Source organism: Polyangium mundeleinium (assembly GCF_028369105.1).
GTDB classification, from domain to species: Bacteria; Myxococcota_A; Polyangia; order Polyangiales; family Polyangiaceae; genus Polyangium; species Polyangium mundeleinium.
In genome coordinates this window covers 12915292-12931601 of record NZ_JAQNDO010000001.1, presented here as the reverse complement: position 1 = coordinate 12931601, position 16310 = coordinate 12915292, and the positions used below count along the sequence as shown (strand labels likewise).

10 protein-coding genes, 1 tRNA gene and 1 pseudogene are annotated in these 16310 nt (G+C 67.8%); 3 read left to right on the top strand and 9 right to left on the bottom strand.

Features of this window, described 5'->3' with window-relative positions; all coding sequences use genetic code 11:
- Nucleotides 1-4: 4 nt before the first annotated feature.
- A complete protein-coding gene (locus POL67_RS51185) occupies nt 5-1573 on the top strand; it encodes a sensor histidine kinase (protein ID WP_271930094.1) in 1569 nt (522 codons plus the stop codon).
- Here the strand turns inward: POL67_RS51185 and POL67_RS51180 are convergent.
- From POL67_RS51180 to clpB, 7 genes and pseudogenes are all read right to left on the bottom strand, one after another.
- Nucleotides 1531-2553, bottom strand: a complete 1023-nt coding sequence (locus POL67_RS51180) for a M35 family metallo-endopeptidase (RefSeq protein ID WP_271930091.1) — start codon at nt 2551-2553, stop codon at nt 1531-1533. The two genes, POL67_RS51185 and POL67_RS51180, sit on opposite strands and share 43 nt — an antisense overlap.
- Before the next feature lie 39 nt (nt 2554-2592).
- Complete coding sequence (locus tag POL67_RS51175; protein ID WP_271930088.1) at nt 2593-3075, bottom strand: hypothetical protein; 483 nt, start codon at nt 3073-3075, stop codon at nt 2593-2595.
- A complete protein-coding gene (locus POL67_RS51170) occupies nt 3072-3698 on the bottom strand; it encodes a sigma-70 family RNA polymerase sigma factor (protein ID WP_271930086.1) in 627 nt (208 codons plus the stop codon). The genes POL67_RS51175 and POL67_RS51170 overlap by 4 nt, the downstream gene beginning before the upstream one ends.
- 128 nt (nt 3699-3826) lie before the next feature.
- Nucleotides 3827-3900: transfer RNA gene (locus POL67_RS51165), tRNA-Gln, on the bottom strand.
- Between the two features lie 173 nt (nt 3901-4073).
- Nucleotides 4074-5033, bottom strand: a complete 960-nt coding sequence (locus POL67_RS51160) for a DUF4339 domain-containing protein (protein ID WP_271930084.1) — start codon at nt 5031-5033, stop codon at nt 4074-4076.
- 135 nt (nt 5034-5168) lie between these two features.
- A pseudogene (gene serS / locus POL67_RS51155) lies at nt 5169-6466 on the bottom strand (serine--tRNA ligase).
- 47 nt (nt 6467-6513) lie between these two features.
- On the bottom strand, nt 6514-9108 hold the full coding sequence (gene clpB / locus POL67_RS51150; protein ID WP_276076186.1) for an ATP-dependent chaperone ClpB: 2595 nt from the start codon (nt 9106-9108) through the stop codon (nt 6514-6516).
- A gap of 152 nt (nt 9109-9260) precedes the next feature.
- Here clpB and POL67_RS51145 point away from each other — a divergent pair, with 152 nt between their 5' ends.
- A complete protein-coding gene (locus tag POL67_RS51145) occupies nt 9261-11639 on the top strand; it encodes an FG-GAP repeat domain-containing protein (protein WP_271930080.1) in 2379 nt (792 codons plus the stop codon).
- A 91-nt stretch (nt 11640-11730) separates the two neighbouring features.
- Nucleotides 11731-12279 (top strand): hypothetical protein, encoded by a 549-nt coding sequence (locus tag POL67_RS51140; RefSeq protein ID WP_271930078.1) that lies wholly within the window; start codon nt 11731-11733, stop codon nt 12277-12279.
- 70 nt (nt 12280-12349) lie between these two features.
- Here the strand turns inward: POL67_RS51140 and gyrB are convergent, their stop codons facing one another.
- Both gyrB and recF read right to left on the bottom strand, forming a co-directional pair.
- Complete coding sequence (gene gyrB, locus POL67_RS51135) at nt 12350-14887, bottom strand: DNA topoisomerase (ATP-hydrolyzing) subunit B (RefSeq protein ID WP_271930075.1); 2538 nt, start codon at nt 14885-14887, stop codon at nt 12350-12352.
- 257 nt (nt 14888-15144) lie between these two features.
- Nucleotides 15145-16275 carry a DNA replication/repair protein RecF gene (recF, locus tag POL67_RS51130; protein ID WP_271930072.1) on the bottom strand — a complete coding sequence of 377 codons (1131 nt, stop codon included), beginning with the start codon at nt 16273-16275 and terminating at the stop codon, nt 15145-15147.
- Between the last annotated feature and the right edge of the window lie 35 nt (nt 16276-16310).

The following is a 16310-nucleotide window of genomic DNA, read 5'->3' as shown; positions in this document are numbered from 1 at the left end:
GCGCATGACGACCCCGAAAGCTCCTCGCCGCAGGCGGACCGTCTCGAGCAGGCTCCTCGCGAGTTACGTGCTCGTGCTCGCGGCCTTCGCGCTCACCGTGACCTGGAGCTTCCGCGCGCTCCGCGACACGTCCCAAGGCGCGGAGCTCCTGCGCAGCGGATACGCGCCGCTCCTGCTCCGCGTGGGCGAGGCGCTCGCCGCGCAGAACGTGTTCAACGCGCAGCTCAACCACATCACCGCGGCGAAAAATCCCGGCGACGTGCGCGAGTGGATCGAGACCGCGCGCCGCACGCGCCCGCTCACGTTCGCGCACGTGCGCGAAGCCGCGGAGAAAGGGCTCGTCGACGAAGACCCCTCCGTCGCGAAGTTCCAGGAGGAGATCGTCCGCGAGGCCGCGGCCATCGAAAAGCTCCTCGGCGCGGATCCCGAGCGCTTCGGGCAGCTCTTCCAGGCGCTCGCGGTGAGCGACCGTGAGGCCGCGGAGCGGGCGCGCGACGAGCTGCTCAAGCGTGAGGCCGAGGGCGCGCAGCGCCTCCGCGCGATCAAGCTGCGCGTCGAGGAGCGGATGGAGAGCCTCACGGCCGAGGCGAAGCGGCGCGAGGCCCGCTCGATCCAGCTCCTCGTCGGCCTCTTCGTGCTCACGCTCCTCGTCGGCGTCGTCATCTCGCTCTACGCGCGCCGCGTGCTCGCGCCGCTCACGGCCGTCACCGAGCGTGCCAAGGCCGTCGCGCGAGGCGACCTCACGCCACGCGAGGTCATGGCCACGAACGACGAAATCGGCGAGCTCGCGACGACGTTCGAGGGCATGGTCGCCGCCATCCAGCGCGCCCGCAGCGAGCTCGTGAACGCCGAGCGCCTCGCCGCCATCGGCAAGATGGCCGCGCACGTGACGCACGAGATACGCAATCCGCTCTCGTCGATCGGGCTGAACCTGGAGCTGCTCGAAGAGGAGGTCGCCTCGTCCGACAACAAGGAGGCCTCGCAGCTCGTCGTCGCCATCAAGGCCGAGGTGGAGCGGCTCTCGCGCATCGCCGAGCAGTACCTCAGCATCTCGCGCAGGCCTCGTCCGCGGCTCGAACGCGAGCGTGTCGAGGACCTCGCGCGCGAGCTCGTGGCCTTCGTGCGGCCCGAGCTCGACCGCGGCGGCGTGGCAAGCCGTGTCGACGCCGACGACGATCTGCCCGACGCGCGCCTCGACGAGTCGCAGTTCCGCCAGGCGCTCCTCAACCTCATGCGCAACGCGCGCGAGGCCATGGCGAAGGGCGGCGAGCTCATCGTCTCGATCCACAAGGCCGACGACGGCGGCATCGATCTCGCGGTCGACGACACGGGCTCGGGCGTGCCCGAGGAGCTACGCGCGTCGATCTTCGATCCCTTCTTCACCACGAAACAACGCGGCACGGGCCTCGGCCTCGCGGTCACGCGCGACATCGTCGAGGCGCACGGCGGGACGATCCGCTGCCTCGGCCGCGAAGGCGGCGGCACGCGGTTTCTGATTCACCTGCCTGCTGCGGGCGTGTCGACGCCGGATCAGACGGAAGCGCCGTCGTACTCGTCGGAGAACAACCGGTAGGTGTCGGCGTTCGTCACGGCCTTCGCCGGGGCATCGACCGCGACCGCGAGGCACTTGCGCGGGCCGTAGAGGACCTGGCCGCTCGCGTTTTTCTCGTCGTTCGTGGCGCACACGGCGTGCGACAGCTCGTGGACGATCACGCCGGCCCCGCTCATCTTCGTCACGTCGGTCGGGTGGGAGATGTCCTGGCAGCTCGTGAAGAACGCTCCACCGAGGAGGATGTGCGTACGGTCGCGCTCGGCCCCGCCGTTCGGCCAGCCGGGGATGAAACAGCCGTAGTTGTTCGGGTCCTCGCGCAGCTTGACGTGGATGTTGTGGTAGTTGGAGCCCGGCTGATCGTCCAGCTTGTTGCTGACGCCCGCGCCTCGGTAATACAGCTTGAGCGGGCGCGTCGTGACATCACGGAACATCGCCTCGACGTTCCTTCGTACCGCGTCGTAGCGCGTCGTTTCCATCGGGCCAAACCACTTCTCGTAGCGCGCGCGCTCCTTGGCGTCGGCCTTCGCCGCGTTGATGCCCTGGTACATGTCGCCGAGGATCCGCTTGGCCTTCGTGACGGCCGCCTCCGCGCGCCGCGCCGCGTCCGCGGGGCCGTAGTTGAACGACTCGGCGATCTGGACCGTACCGCCCGGCGGTGTGGCGGCGACGGTCTGGGCCAAACCGACGACGAGGCCTCGGAGCTGCACTTCCGTCAGCGAGTCGGCGATCTGCTTGCACGTGGCCATCTGCACGTCCGTCCTCTTCCCGAGGACGCGCTCCGCGAGCAGGTAGATGCGCTCGACGTGCCGGCGCTGCGTGCCGCCGATGTGAAGCCCTCCGATCGACAACGCCTTGCTGAGGCTCGTGCGCGCAGGTCCGGTTGCGAACTGCGTCATCAGCGCGTTCTGGATCGCATCCTTCAGCCCACGCCCCTCCGCAGGAAAGAGCACCATGATCTGCTTCATGGTCTCGTTGATGCGAACGTCGTCGTCCTTGGACATGACAAGCTCCTCTGCAGGGCTTGTCAGATTACAGGATCCTCAAGGCAACGCGCCGCCGCCCCACGGAACGAGCACCAAAAACACGAACGCGACGAGCACCAGCATGAGCACGCTGGTCACGAGGTACGTCGAGCGCGGCGAGCGCGACGTGCTCCATCCATCGCCGTAGAATTTTCCTCGCGAGCGCGTGCGCAGCTTCTTCTGCACGCCTCCGAGCAGGCTCGGCGCCACCGCGCCCGGCGGCGGACGCAGCGCGCGTCGCAAGAGCTCGCGCACCTCGACCTCGTCGAGCGGCGCTTCGTCCTCGTCCTCGTCGCGCTTCTTCGCGTCGCGCTTCTCGTTCGCCGCTGCCGCCTCGTCCTTCGCCTCGGCCTTCTCTTCGGCTTCGAGCCAGCGCTCTGCTTCGGCCGCGAGGCGCTCGGCCTCCTCGTCGCTGACGTCGCCCTCCGCGCCGAGCTGATCCTCGTCCCGATCGTCGGCCGGCGCGCCCGCCTCTGGCTTTCGCTTCGCGTCGCCGCTCATGCCTTCTTCTCGCTCCTCAGCTTGTCGCCGAGCGCCTTCTCGACCAGGCCCCGAAGCTGCGTGCGGGCGCGGAAAATGCGGCTCTTCACCGTGCCTTCCGGCAAGCCCGTCACCTCCGCGATCTCGTCGTAGGACATGTCCTCCACGTCGCGCAGGATCAAGACCTCGCGGAAGTCCGCGTCGACCTGCTCGATCGCGCGCTTCACGATGCGCTCGAGCTGCATGCCCTCCAGAATCTCGTCCGGGCGGTTGATCGCCCCGCTCACCGTGACGCCCTTGCCCGCGTCGCCGTCCACGCGATCGGCGATCTCGTGGACGTCCTCCTGCTCGCCCACGCGGCGCCGCGACAGGTACTTCGCCTTGTTCTTGCAGAGGTTCACGGCGATCCGGAAGATCCACGTGGAGAGCTTCGACTCTCCGCGGAACTGATCGATCGCCTTGAAGACCTGGACGAAGACCTCTTGCGCGAGGTCCTCGGCTTCCTCGCGTCGCCCGATCATCCGGAACACGAGCGCGAACACGCGCCGCTCGTACGCGACGACGAGCTCGTTGAAGGCCGACTCGTCACGCGCCACGAGACGCGCGACGAACCTGGCCTCCTCGGTCTCGTCGTCGCTCGTCACGCCAGGCTGCTCCCTTGGCAGCTACCGTAAACGCCCTCGTACGCGCAGCGCTAGAGTCTGTCTCGCGTACCCGTCGTCTTCCGCGGACCGGACGAGCCCGGCGGCCCGCCTGCGTGCCCCCCGCGGGCTGGTTCCGGCGCATGGATTCGAACCATGATTAGGGGATTCAAAGTCCCCCGTCCTGCCCTTAGACGACGCCGGAGTGAGGCCCCGGAAGTGACCGGAGCGCCAGAGGGGCGGGACGATAGCGCGACTCTTTGCGCTTCGCACGCGCCGCGAAGGTGGTCGTTAGCGTCTCCAGGGAGGGTCGTTCCCGTCGCTGGGAGGGTCGTTACCCTCTCCGGGGAGGGTCGCGACGGTCCCGAGAGAGGGTCGCTACCGTCGCGCGCCCCGTCGTGATCGTTTCTGACCAGGGTCGGTATGGTGGCGCGCCGAGGGCGGAGGGGGCGCCACGGGGGTCGCCTCTGTCTGCCGCACGGTCGCGGCCGTCCTCTGCCCCACCTTCGACACGAGCTCGGAGGCTCCGGCCACGAGCGCGGGAGGGTCCGTACCCGGAGCTTGCCCGGACAGGACCACCGGCGCGATGCCTCGATGCACGAGCGCAATACCCACGGCCGTCACCGCCACGACACACCCGAGCACGAAGGAGAACCCTCCTTGCCCTGCCAGAGACCGTCGGGACCCACCCTTGCGACCGAAGGGCCACGCCCGGACAGGGAGCGAGATGGGCTCCGAGCGGGTCTCGTCCCCCTCCAGAGACCGTACATGCGGTGGGTCCCCCGTCTGCGCGACGGCCCCGCTGAAGGTCAAAGGCGTCTTCGCCTCACCCCGCGCCGACGTGAGCGCGACGTCCGGCAGACGCGCGGGCGTCACGAGGAGCGGGTCGAACGAGACCGAATCGGCGAGCGCATACGCGAGCTCGGGGATCTGCGCGATTTGGGTCCAGCCCTCCATCCCGTCGCGCCAGACCGAGGTTTCGGCCTCGATCTCGCCCCTGGCGAGGGCCATCCAGAGCTCGAACGTGGTCATGGCCCGCAGGCCGGCGCCGTGCTCCACGCACCACTCGGGCATGGGCCGGCCGTTCTCGGTGCTCTCCTCGTCGAGGTCGAGCCGCGCGAGCCTGCGGCGCTTCTTGTGGTTGGCGAACCAGGACTTGGGGTTCGCGCGCTCATAGGGGATCGTCGGGTGGCTCTCGCGCGCGAACGGCGCCGGCTGCGTCTCGGCCTCGTTCGCCGCGGGGGGCGGGAGCATGGACGAGCGCGGCTGGAAGACGGACGGGATGGTGTCTTCCGGGCTCCTGCTTTCGATGGACGACGACGCACACGACGCCTGCATGAGACGCCCCTTCTCGAGCAAACGCTGGCGCCCGCAAGCCCCGCGATGTGGGGCGCGAGACGGACGCTCGGCGTGACTAGGGGGCTCCTACAGGGTTCTCGGGAAGTCGGCCAAGTTTTGCGCGGAGCGGGGCGCTCAGACCCCCTTGATGACCTCGCACCCCATGAACGGCCGCAGCACCTCGGGCACGACCACGGTGCCGTCGGCCTGCTGATACTGCTCCAGGATCGCGATCACCGTCCGGCCGACCGCGAGCGCGGAGCCGTTCTGCGTGTGCAAGAGCCGCGGCTTCGCCTTGGGCTCGGGCCGGTAGCGGATCGCCGCGCGCCGCGCCTGGTAGTCGCCGAAGTTCGAGCAGCTCGAAATCTCGCGATAGAGGCCCTGCCCGGGGAGCCATACTTCGAGGTCGTACGTCTTTTGCGAAGACCCGCCCATGTCGCCCGCGCAGAGGAGCGACACGCGGTAATGGAGCTTCAGCCGCTTGAGGACCTCCTCGGCGTGCCGCGTGAGGGTCTCGTGGTTCTCGGGCGAGGTCTCGGGCGTCGAGAAGCGCACGAGCTCGACCTTGTCGAACTGGTGCTGCCGGATGAGCCCACGCACGTCCTTGCCATGGCTGCCGGCCTCGGCGCGGAAGCAGGGCGTGTACGCGGTGTAGGCGAGCGGCAGTTTGTCCGCTTCGAGGATCTCGTCGGCGTGGAGGTTCGTCACCGGCACCTCCGCCGTCGGGATCAAATAAAGGTCGTACGCGCGCTCGGGGTCGCTCTTGTGCGTCTTGAAGAGGTCGTCGGCGAACTTGGGGAGCTGCCCCGTGCCGAAAAGCGCCGAGTCCTTCACGAGGAAGGGCGGGAGGACCTCGGTATACCCCTGCTCGCGCGTGTGCAGGTCGAGCATGAAGTTGATGAGCGCGCGTTCGAGCCGCGCCGCCGCGCCCCAGAGCACGGTGAAGCGCGAGCCCGAGAGCTTGGCGCCGCGCGCGAAGTCGAGGACGCCGAGGCCCTCGCCGATGTCCCAGTGCGACTTCGGCGTGAACGTGTACGACGGCTTGTCGCCCCAGGTCCGGACGACGACGTTGTCGTTCTCGTCCTTGCGTCGGGGACCGACGGGTCGGGCAGGTTCGGGACGAGGGCGAGCTGCTCCTGGATCTTCGCCTCGACGTCCTTCAGCGCCTGCTCCGCGTCCTTGATCTCCGTGGACAGGCGCTTCAGGGCCTCGCGTTGCTCGGTGAACTCGGCGGACTTCTTGTCCGCCTTGGCCATCTTCTCGTTGGCCTGGTTGCGCGCGGCAGCCTTGGACTCGGAGAGCGCGATGAGCTCGCGCCGTTTCTGGCCGAGCTCGGCGATGGGGGCGAGGGCGGCCGCAGCCGCGGGCGAGCGCCGCGCCAAGGCGGCGCGGACGTCGTCCATGTGATCGACGACGTGGCGGAGGTCCAGCATGGGGCCGGATTTAGCCGAGACCTCCGCCGCTGTCAGCTACTCGCTCTCTAGTTGTACGTCACTTTCGAGAAGGTCAGGCCCTCGCCCGACCGTCCAATCGCGATGGTATCGCCCGGCTTGAACTCGCCGCCGAGCAGCCGCTTGGCGAGCTCGTCCTCGATGTAGCGCTGGATGGCCCGCTTGAGCGGCCGCGCGCCGTATTGCGGATCCCAGCCATGCTCGATGAGGAACGACTTCGCCGCGGGCGCGACCGTCATCGTGATCCCGCGCCGCGCGAGGCGCTTCTCGAACTGCGCGAGCTGGATGTCGACGATCTTCTCCATCTCGCTGTGCTCGAGCCGGCGGAACACGATGATGTCGTCGAGCCGGTTCAAGAACTCCGGCCGGAAGTTCTTGCGCACCTCTTCGAGCACCACGCGCCGCACGAGCTCGGCCTTGTCCCGCGGGTCGAGCCCCTCGCGCTCCTCGATCGCCATCGCCGCGGGCGTGCCGATGTTCGAGGTCAGGATGAGGATCGTGTTCTTGAAGTCGACCGTATGCCCCTGACCATCGGTCAATCGGCCGTCGTCGAGCACCTGCAAGAGCACGTTCCACACGTCCGGGTGCGCCTTCTCGATCTCGTCGAAGAGCACCACCGTGTACGGCCTTCGCCGCACGGGCTCGGTGAGCTGACCGCCCTCTTCGTAGCCGACGTATCCGGGCGGCGCGCCGATGAGCCGCGCGACCGTGTGCCGCTCGCCGTACTCGCTCATGTCGATGCGCACCATCGCCTTCTCGTCGTCGAAGAGGAACTCGGCGAGCGCCCGCGCGAGCTCCGTTTTGCCGACGCCCGTCGGCCCGAGGAACATGAACGATCCGATCGGCCGCTTCTCCTCGCCGAGCCCCGCGCGCGAGCGCCGGATGGCGTTCGCCACCGACACGAGCGCGTGGTCCTGCCCTACGACGCGCTTGCGCAGCTCGTCTTCGAGGCGGAGGAGCTTCTGCATCTCGCTCTCGAGCATCTTCGAGACCGGAATGCCGGTCCATTTCGACACGATGGTCGCGATGTCCTCGTCGGTGACCTCCTCCTTGAGATAACTGCCCTTCTCCTGGAGCTTGGTGAGCGATTCGCGCAGCCCTTCGAGCTTCTTCTCGACCTCGGGGATCTTGCCGTAATGAATCTCGGCCGCCTTGCCGAGGTCGCCGCGGCGCTTCTCGCGCTCCTCGTCGAGGCGGAGCTGTTCGATCGTCTCCTTCGTCTTCTTGATGTCGGTGAGCAGCTCCTTCTCGCGCATCCATTGCGCCCGCATCGCGTCGCGTTTGGACTGGAGCTCGGCGATCTCGCGCTTGAGGTCTTCGAGCCGCGCCTTGCTCGCCTTGTCCGGCTCGCGCTGGAGCGCTTGCTCCTCCATGCCGAGCTTGACGAGCTGCCGCTCGACGTTGTCGATCGGCGTCGGCAGGCTCTCGATTTCCATGCGGATGCGGCTCGCGGCCTCGTCGACGAGGTCGATCGCCTTGTCCGGCAGGAATCGCTCGGTGATGTAGCGGTTCGAGAGCACGGCCGCCGCCACGAGCGCCGCGTCCTGGATGCGGATGCCGTGGTGAATCTCGTACCGCTCCTTGAGCCCGCGCAGGATCGCGATCGTATCCTCGACGCTCGGCTCGCCCACGAGGACGGGCTGGAACCTGCGCTCGAGCGCCGCGTCCTTCTCGATTCGCTTTCGATACTCGTCGAGCGTCGTCGCGCCGATGCAGCGCAGCTCCCCGCGCGCGAGCGCAGGCTTGAGCATGTTCGCCGCATCCATCGCGCCCTCGGCCGCGCCGGCGCCGACGAGCGTGTGCAGCTCGTCGATGAACAGGATGATCCGGCCCTGCGCGCCCTCGATCTCCTTCAGGACGGCCTTCAGGCGGTCCTCGAACTCGCCGCGGAACTTCGAGCCCGCGACCATCGCGGCGAGGTCGAGCGCCGCGAGCCTCTTGTCTTTCAGCGACTCGGGCACGTCGCCGGCCACGATGCGCTGCGCGATGCCCTCGACGATCGCCGTCTTGCCGACGCCCGGCTCGCCGATGAGCACGGGGTTGTTCTTCGAGCGGCGCGAGAGCACCTGGATGGTGCGGCGAATCTCCTCGTCGCGGCCGATCACCGGGTCCATCTTCCCGCGCCGCGCGAGGTCCGTGAGGTCCCGCGTGTACTTGTCGAGCGCCTGGAACTTGCCCTCGGGGTCTCGATCGGTGACGCGCTGATTGCCGCGCACCTGCGTGAGCGCCGCGAGCAGTTTGTCGTGGTTCAGCCCCGCGCGCTCGAGGAGCTGCGACGTGTCCTTGTCGCTCTTCAGCGCGGCGAGCAGGAGGTGCTCGGTGGAGATGAAGTCGTCCTTGAGGCTCTTCATCTCGTCTTCGGCGCGCTGGAGCAGGCCGAGCGAGCGCCGCGACAAGCTCGGCTCGGCGCCGCCGCTGACGCGGGGGTAACTATCGATCTTGGCGTCGAGGGCCTGCAAAACACGCCCCGGGTCGACGCCTGCCTTTTCCAGGAGCGGCGCCCCGATCCCATCCTCCTGAGCGATGATCGCTCGCAAAAGGTGCTCCGGATAGAGCTCCGGGTTTCCGCGACGGCTCGCGAGGTCGACGGCGGTGCGAACCGCTTCCTGGGCCTTGGTCGTCATTCTATCGATCCGCATGGCACGACCGAAACTAAGGCTGGATCCCATCCAAGCAAGGCCCTTGCCAAGTCGCCGAAGCGACCACACGCTCGGGGGTCCTTTTCGGGTTCTTCGCGATCGACATGGACGGTCGCCCTCGGCGAAGATGCGCCCTTATGCGCAAACATCGGCTCTCTTTCCTCGCTTTCACGGCGCTCGCCGTGCCGTCCCTCGCGGTCGCCCTCGCCTCGTGCAGTGGCGGTGACGGAACAGGCAGCGGCGCGTCGTCCTCGGCGTCCACGGGCGGCAGCGGCGGCCAGGGTGGCCAGGGCGGCGGCGGCCAGGGCGGCCAGGGCGGCGACCTCTTCGGCGACAGCGGCACGACCGGATGCACGCCGGGCGAGGCCTGCGGCGACGGCGGCGTCTGTACGGTCGGCGACGTGTGCTGCACGCAGGACAAGGCCTGCGGGACGGCGTGTTGCGGCGGCGCGGAGGTGTGCTCGTTCCAGCAATGCGTGACGCCGGGCGCGACGTGCATCGACGCCACCGAATGCCCGCAGAACTCGTACTGCGAATATGCGCTCGGCGAGCCGGGCATGCCCGGCGGCGGCGGGGGCGGCTCGTGCCAGGGCGGCGTGACGCCGGCGACGGGCAAATGCCTGCCGCAGCCTCCGGAATGCGCGCCCGGCATGGAACCCGGCCCGAACGACCCGATCACCTGCCTCGCGAAATGCGAGTACAAGCCGCCCGTCGGCCAGTTCGATCCCGTGCTCAAGTACACCTGGGGGAACCCCACCGCGCCAAACACGCAGGACAGCGTGATGATGGCGCCCGTGGTGATCCAGCTCGACGACGACACGTGCGACGGCGTCGTGGACGAGCGCGACATCCCGGAGATCGTCTTCTCCACGTTCCAGACGAACAAGTACAACGAGAATGGCACGCTCCACGCCATTTCGATCGTCAATGGCCAGGTCGTCGAGAAGTGGACCGCGAACGCGGGCGCGACGAGCCCGAACCATCCGGGCCGCTCGATCGCCGCGGGCAACATCGACGGCGTGCCGGGCAATGAGATCGTGATCTGCACGATCGACGGCCGCGCGCGCGCCTATTCGGCGACCGGCACCGAGCTGTGGCTCAGCGCGGCCGGGACGTGCTCGATGCCCTCGCTCGCGGACCTCGATCAGGACGGCGACGTCGAGGTCGTCGTGGACTCGCAAATCCTCGACGGGAAGACCGGCGCCACGGTCGCCACGTTCACCCCGGCGAACACCTCGAACGTCGTGGTCTCCGACATGGACGCCGACGGCAAGCTCGACATCGTCGGCGCGCGGCGCATTTACAAGGGCGACGGCACCTTGCTCGTCGACTCCAACCTCGTCGCGAGCTTCCCCGCCGTGGGCGACCTCGACAAGGACGGCATTCCCGAGGTCATCGCCATCTACAACAGCAACCACGAGCTGCGGATCTGGCGCGTCGACCCGAACGAGCCGGGCGGCTTCAAGGTCGTGCGCACGGGCGTCGACATCAACGGCACCCTCAACCCTGCCCTCTGCCCCGCGAACAGCACGGGCTTCACGCAAGGCGGCGGCCCGCCCACGGTGGCGGACTTCAATGGCGACGGCGTGCCCGACGTGGCCATGGCCGGCGGCGTCGGATATGCGGTCTTCGACGGCAAGAAGCTCATGGACCCCGCCGTGCCGAACGCCGAGACGCTGCTCTGGATCCGACAAACGCAGGATTGCTCGTCCGCCTCGACGGGCAGCTCGGTCTTCGATTTCGAGGGCGACGGCAAGGCCGAGGTGGTCTACGCCGACGAGAAGATGATCCACGTCTATTCGGGGACCGACGGCACGGTGCTCTACGAGACGTGCAACACGAACGGGACGCTCTACGAGTATCCGCTGGTCGCGGACGTGGACAGCGACGGGCAGGCCGACATCGTGGTCGTGTCGAACTCGTATTCGAGCTTCACCTGCGCGGACGGCACGAAGACCGCCGGCGTGCGGGTCTTCGGCGATAAGAATGGCAACTGGGTGCGCACGCGAAGGGTGTGGAACCAGCACGGCTATCACGTGACGAACGTGGAGGAGGATGGAACGATCCCCCAGGTGGAGCTGCCGAACTACAAGCAGCCGAAGCTCAACAACTTCCGGCAAAACGTGCAGCCCTCGGGCGAGTTCTCCGCGCCGGACCTCGTCGCCACGGTGTTCCCGGTCTGCGGAAGCCCGACGTACGGGCTCATCGCGCGCGTGCGCAACATCGGCGAGGCGAGCGTGCCGGCGGGCGTGAACATCGGGTTTTACCTGGACGACCCGGCGAGCGGCGGCGTGGCGCTGCCGGGCAGCCCCGTCATGACCACGAAGGTCCTCTATCCGGCCGAAGCCGAGGACGTGAGCCTGCCGCTCCCCATGCCGCCGCCCGGCGTGCTCGACGGGTCGAAGAAGATCTTCGTGATCGTCGATGATCAATCGCCGCCGCACGCATGGCACGAATGCCGGACCGACAACAACGTCGCGCAGGGCAGCGGCGTTTGTGAGGGTGGACCGAACTGACCGGATCACCGGTTTCAGCACGACGACGCGACGCCCGAGGCGACCGGACGAGCTGGACAACTTGGGTCACGCCGGCCTAGAGTCCCGCGCAATGAAGACGAATCATCTCGTTGTTCCGGTTGTCCTCGGCGCGCTGCTGCTCGCTGGCTGCGGGCAGTCCAAGACCGAAAGCAATCAAGACAAACCCGCCGCCGAGGCGAGCGCCAAAAGCGCCGACGCAAACGCAGCGCCCAAGAAAGAGGCCGAGGCGGCCAAGCCCGAGCCGAAGAAGCTCGACAGCGCGGCGCTCGAGGCCGTCGCCGACGCCGTGAAGTTCGAGAAGGGCGCCGTCGCCGACAAGGGCTTCAGCGGCAAGCTGAAGAACACGAGCGAGCAAGGCATCAAGATGCTCGAGTACAAGGCGTTCGCTTACGGCAAGGACGATAAGCTCGTCGAGACGATCAGCGGCAAGTTCCCGAAGGGGCTCGAGGCCGGGAAGGACGCCGATATCACGGTCGGCCCCTTCGACAAGGCCGCGGGGCAAGCCGATGTCACGATCGAGGTGGTCGTGTCGTGGATGAACGTCGAGGGCACCTCGTGGCAGAGGCCCGTCCCGAAGGATCGGGCCAAGGGCGGCCCGAACAACATGCTGAAGAAGTAAAACCCCTCGAAAAACGAAGCCCCCCTCGAGCAATGCTGAGGGGGGCTTTGCGTTGGGGGGTTTGCCCCCGTCAGATATCGAGGTTCTTCACGTTCAGCGCATTCACCTCGATGAAGCGCCGGCGCTCGTCGACTTGCTCTCCCATCAGAATCGCGAAGAGCCGCGCCGCCTCGGCCTCGTCATCGATCTTCACCTGGCGCAGGGTGCGGACGTCCGGGTTCATCGTCGTCTCCCAGAGCTCCTCCGCGTTCATCTCGCCGAGGCCCTTGTAGCGGCCGAGCGTGATGCCCTTCTTGCCGCGCTCCTCGAGGTATTCGATGAGCGCCTCGCTCGTCTCGAGCTTCGCCTCGCTGCCGCCCTTCGACACGGCGGTCCAGGGCGCCGGGCCCGCGGTCTCCACGAGCATGCGCTCGATGTCGAGCGCGTCCTTGTACTCGGGCAGGCCGAGGAGCTGCCAATCGATCACGGCCACGCGGCTCGCCGTGCCCGGCCGCGGCGTCACCGTGATGCGGTACGCGCCGTGCTCCGTGTCGAACGTCGAGACGACCTTGAACGGCATCATGTCGGGATAACGCCGCTCCAGGTACGCCTGGAGCTTCTCCCGCGCCGACGCGACCTTCGCCTCGTCGCGCAGGTCCTCCTGCGCGATGCCCGTCGCGCGAATGAGCGAGGCCACGATACGCGCGTCGCACCGTTTGTCGAGGTTGCCGAGGACAATCTTGAATTGCTTCAGCCGTTTCGCGAGGCTCGGGAGCACCGCGGGCGGCACCGGCGCGCGGCCCTCCGACGACAGGGAGAGCTCCTCGACCGCATTGCTGCCGAGGTACTCGTCGAGCGCCGCCTGGTCCTTGAGGTAGATGTCCTTCTTGCCCTTGCGCGCGCGGTAGAGCGGCGGCTGCGCAATGTAGAGGTGGCCTTGCTCGATGACCTCGCGCATCTGCCGGAAGAAGAACGTGAGCAGCAGCGTGCGAATGTGCGACCCGTCGACGTCGGCGTCGGTCATCAGGATGATCTTGTGGTACTTGAGCTTGGTCAGCTCGATCCCGTCTTCATCCTTGTCCTCACCCTCGCCGCGCGCCATTCGCACGCCGCTGATGCCGCAGCCGAGCGCCGTGATGATCGTGCCGATCTCGGCCGAGCTCAACATGCGGTCGAGGCGCGCGCGCTCGACGTTCAGGATCTTGCCACGGAGCGGGAGGATCGCCTGGAAATGGCGGTCGCGCCCCATCTTGGCGCTGCCGCCGGCGCTGTCGCCCTCGACGATGTAAACCTCGCTCTTCTCCGGGTCCTTCGACTGGCAATCGGCGAGCTTGCCCGAAAGCGAGGTGATGTCGAGCGAGCCCTTGCGGATGACCTCACGCGCCTTGCGCGCAGCTTCCCGCGCCCGCGCGGCGAGCACGGCTTTCTCGATGATCTTCTTCGCGCCCTGCGGATGCTCCTCGAAATATTGGCCGAGCTTGTCGGTGACGGCGCGCTCGACGATGCCCTTCACCTCGCTCGACACGAGCTTCGACTTCGTCTGCGAGTCGAACGAAGGGTCCGGGTGCTTCACGCTGAGCACGCAGGTGAGGCCCTCGCGGATGTCCTCGCCCGCGAGCTCCTGCTTCAGCTCCTTGAACAGGTTTTGCGCCTTGCCGTACTGATTGATCGTCTTCGTCAGCGCCGAGCGCATGCCGGCGAGGTGCGTGCCGCCGTCCTTGTTGTGGACGTTGTTGGTGTAGCAATAGATTTGCTCGGTATACGAGCCGCTCCACTGCATCGCGACCTCGACCGTGATGGGCGGCACGGGCTTCGAGCCGCCGTTGCCCGCCGCCTCGGCCTGTCCCTCGACGACGAACGCGATGACGTCGTCGTGAATCGCCTCTTGCGCCTGGTTCAGGAGCGCGACGAACTCGGCGATGCCGCCCTTGTAGTGGAATACCTCGCTGCGGCCGTTCGGGCGCTGATCTTCGAGGTTGATGACCAGGCCGGCGTTCAAGAACGCGAGCTCGCGCAGGCGATTGGCGAGGATGTTGTAATTGAACTCCGTCACCGAAAAGATCTGCACGTCCGGCTTGAACGACACCTTCGTGCCCGTCCGGTCCGTCTCGCCGAGGGCCTTCAGGGGCTTGCGCGGAACGCCACGCTCATACTCCTGGTACCAGACCTTGCCCTCACGCTTGATCTCGAGCTTCAGCCACTCGGAGACGGCGTTCACCGCCGAAACGCCCACGCCGTGCAGGCCCGCGCTGACCTTGTAACTCGCGTTGTCGAACTTGCCGCCCGCGTGGAGCACGGTCATCACGACCTCGGCCGCACTCACGCCTCTCGCGTGCATGCCGACCGGAATGCCGCGGCCGTTGTCCTCCACGGATATCGATCCGTCGAAGTGCACCGTCACGTGAATGTCGGTGCAGTGCCCCGCGAGATGCTCGTCGACCGCGTTGTCCACGGCCTCCCATACGAGGTGGTGCAGCCCCGAGCCGTCGTGCACGTCACCGATGTACATTCCCGGGCGCTTACGCACGGCCTCGAGGCCTTCGAGCGCCGTGATGCTGTTGGCGTCGTAAGCCTGGCCCGCGGTCGTCTTCGATTCGGTTTGCTGGATGCTCGTCGGTTCGGTCGTCATCGGTCTCGTGCTTTCGGCTCCCGAGCGTCTGGCCGATCGGTTCGTTCCGACCCGCACGTTCGCGCGGGTCGAGAGGTTCCTCGGGCCGAGCGCGGACGCCATCTGGTCACGCGCGCGGGGGCCGTTTGGAGTCGCGGAAATCTAGCCTTTTTGTGCCTCTTGGGCAAGCGTAGCGGGGCCCTTTTCGTGAGGAAATCACGCCCGATTGGTGCCCGTTTCTCGCGCTCGCTCCCGAGGCGCTCCGAAGCGGCCGAAGGTCAGCCCGCGCCCTCGTCGAGCTCGCCCCGAAACACCCGGAAGTCACATCGTCCCTCGGCCGGTATGTCTTCGGCGCGGATGAGCTCGGGGCGCGTGGTCGTCAGGAAAATCTGACCCCGATGGAGCGCAAGGAATGAAAAGAGCGCGCCCGTGCGCTCCGGGTCGAGTTCGCTCGAAACGTCGTCGAGCAAGAGCAAGGGCTCGATGCCCCGCTCTTTGGCGATCGTCGCCGTCTCGGCCGCCTTCAGCGCGAGCGTGAGCGCGCGATGTTGCCCCTGCGACGCGACGATCCGCGCCGGATGCCCATCCAGCCTCAGCTCGAGCTCGTCGCGATGCGGGCCAAACCCCGCCGACGCGCGGAATGCATCCCGCTTTCGGCCCCGCAAAAGCTCGGCGCGCGCGGTCTCCACGTCGGCCGAGCCTCCCGGCGCGTATCGCGCTTCGAGTCGCAGGTCCGGCGCGGCGATCTGCGCGAACGCGCCCGCGAGCTCGACCACGAGCGCCTCGGCCGCCGCCGCGCGCGCCCGCGTGAGGGCCGCCCCATGCTCGGCGCAGAGCTCCTCGAACGCGTCGAGCTCGCGTGTATCACTCGAAGGTATGTCCGCGCCGCGCCGCAAAAGCTCGTGCCGTGCTTTGAGCGCATGCGCATACCGCGCGCGCGCGTCGGCGCTCTCGGGTCGCGTGAAGAGCGCGAGCCGGTCGAGCAGCGTGCGCCGGCCCTGCGCGGGCCCGCTCGACAGCGTGAGCTCCTCGGGATGAAACACGACGACGGGCGAGCGCGTCGCGTACTCGACGAGCGCGCGTGGCCGATTGCCATCGATGTGCACGGCGACGCGTTTGCCCTGCACCGCGGCCGTCTGCTCACGCGCGAGCGCCGGCAGCGCGCCGCCGCGCTCGACGAAGCGCGCCTTCACGCTCGCGGCCTGCTCACCGTGCCGCACGAGCTCGCCCACGCGCGAGGTCCGAAAGCTCTTCGAAGTCGCCGCGAAGTAAATCGCCTCGAGCACGCTCGTCTTGCCGTGCCCGTTGTTGCCCCACACGACGTTGAGCCGCGGCGCGGGCTCCATGTCCACCCGCGAGAGGACGCGCAGGCCGCGTACGCTGAGCCGTTCGAGCTCCAGGCGATTCATGGGACTTCGTGCACCCCCGGGTGATGGGCTCTGGC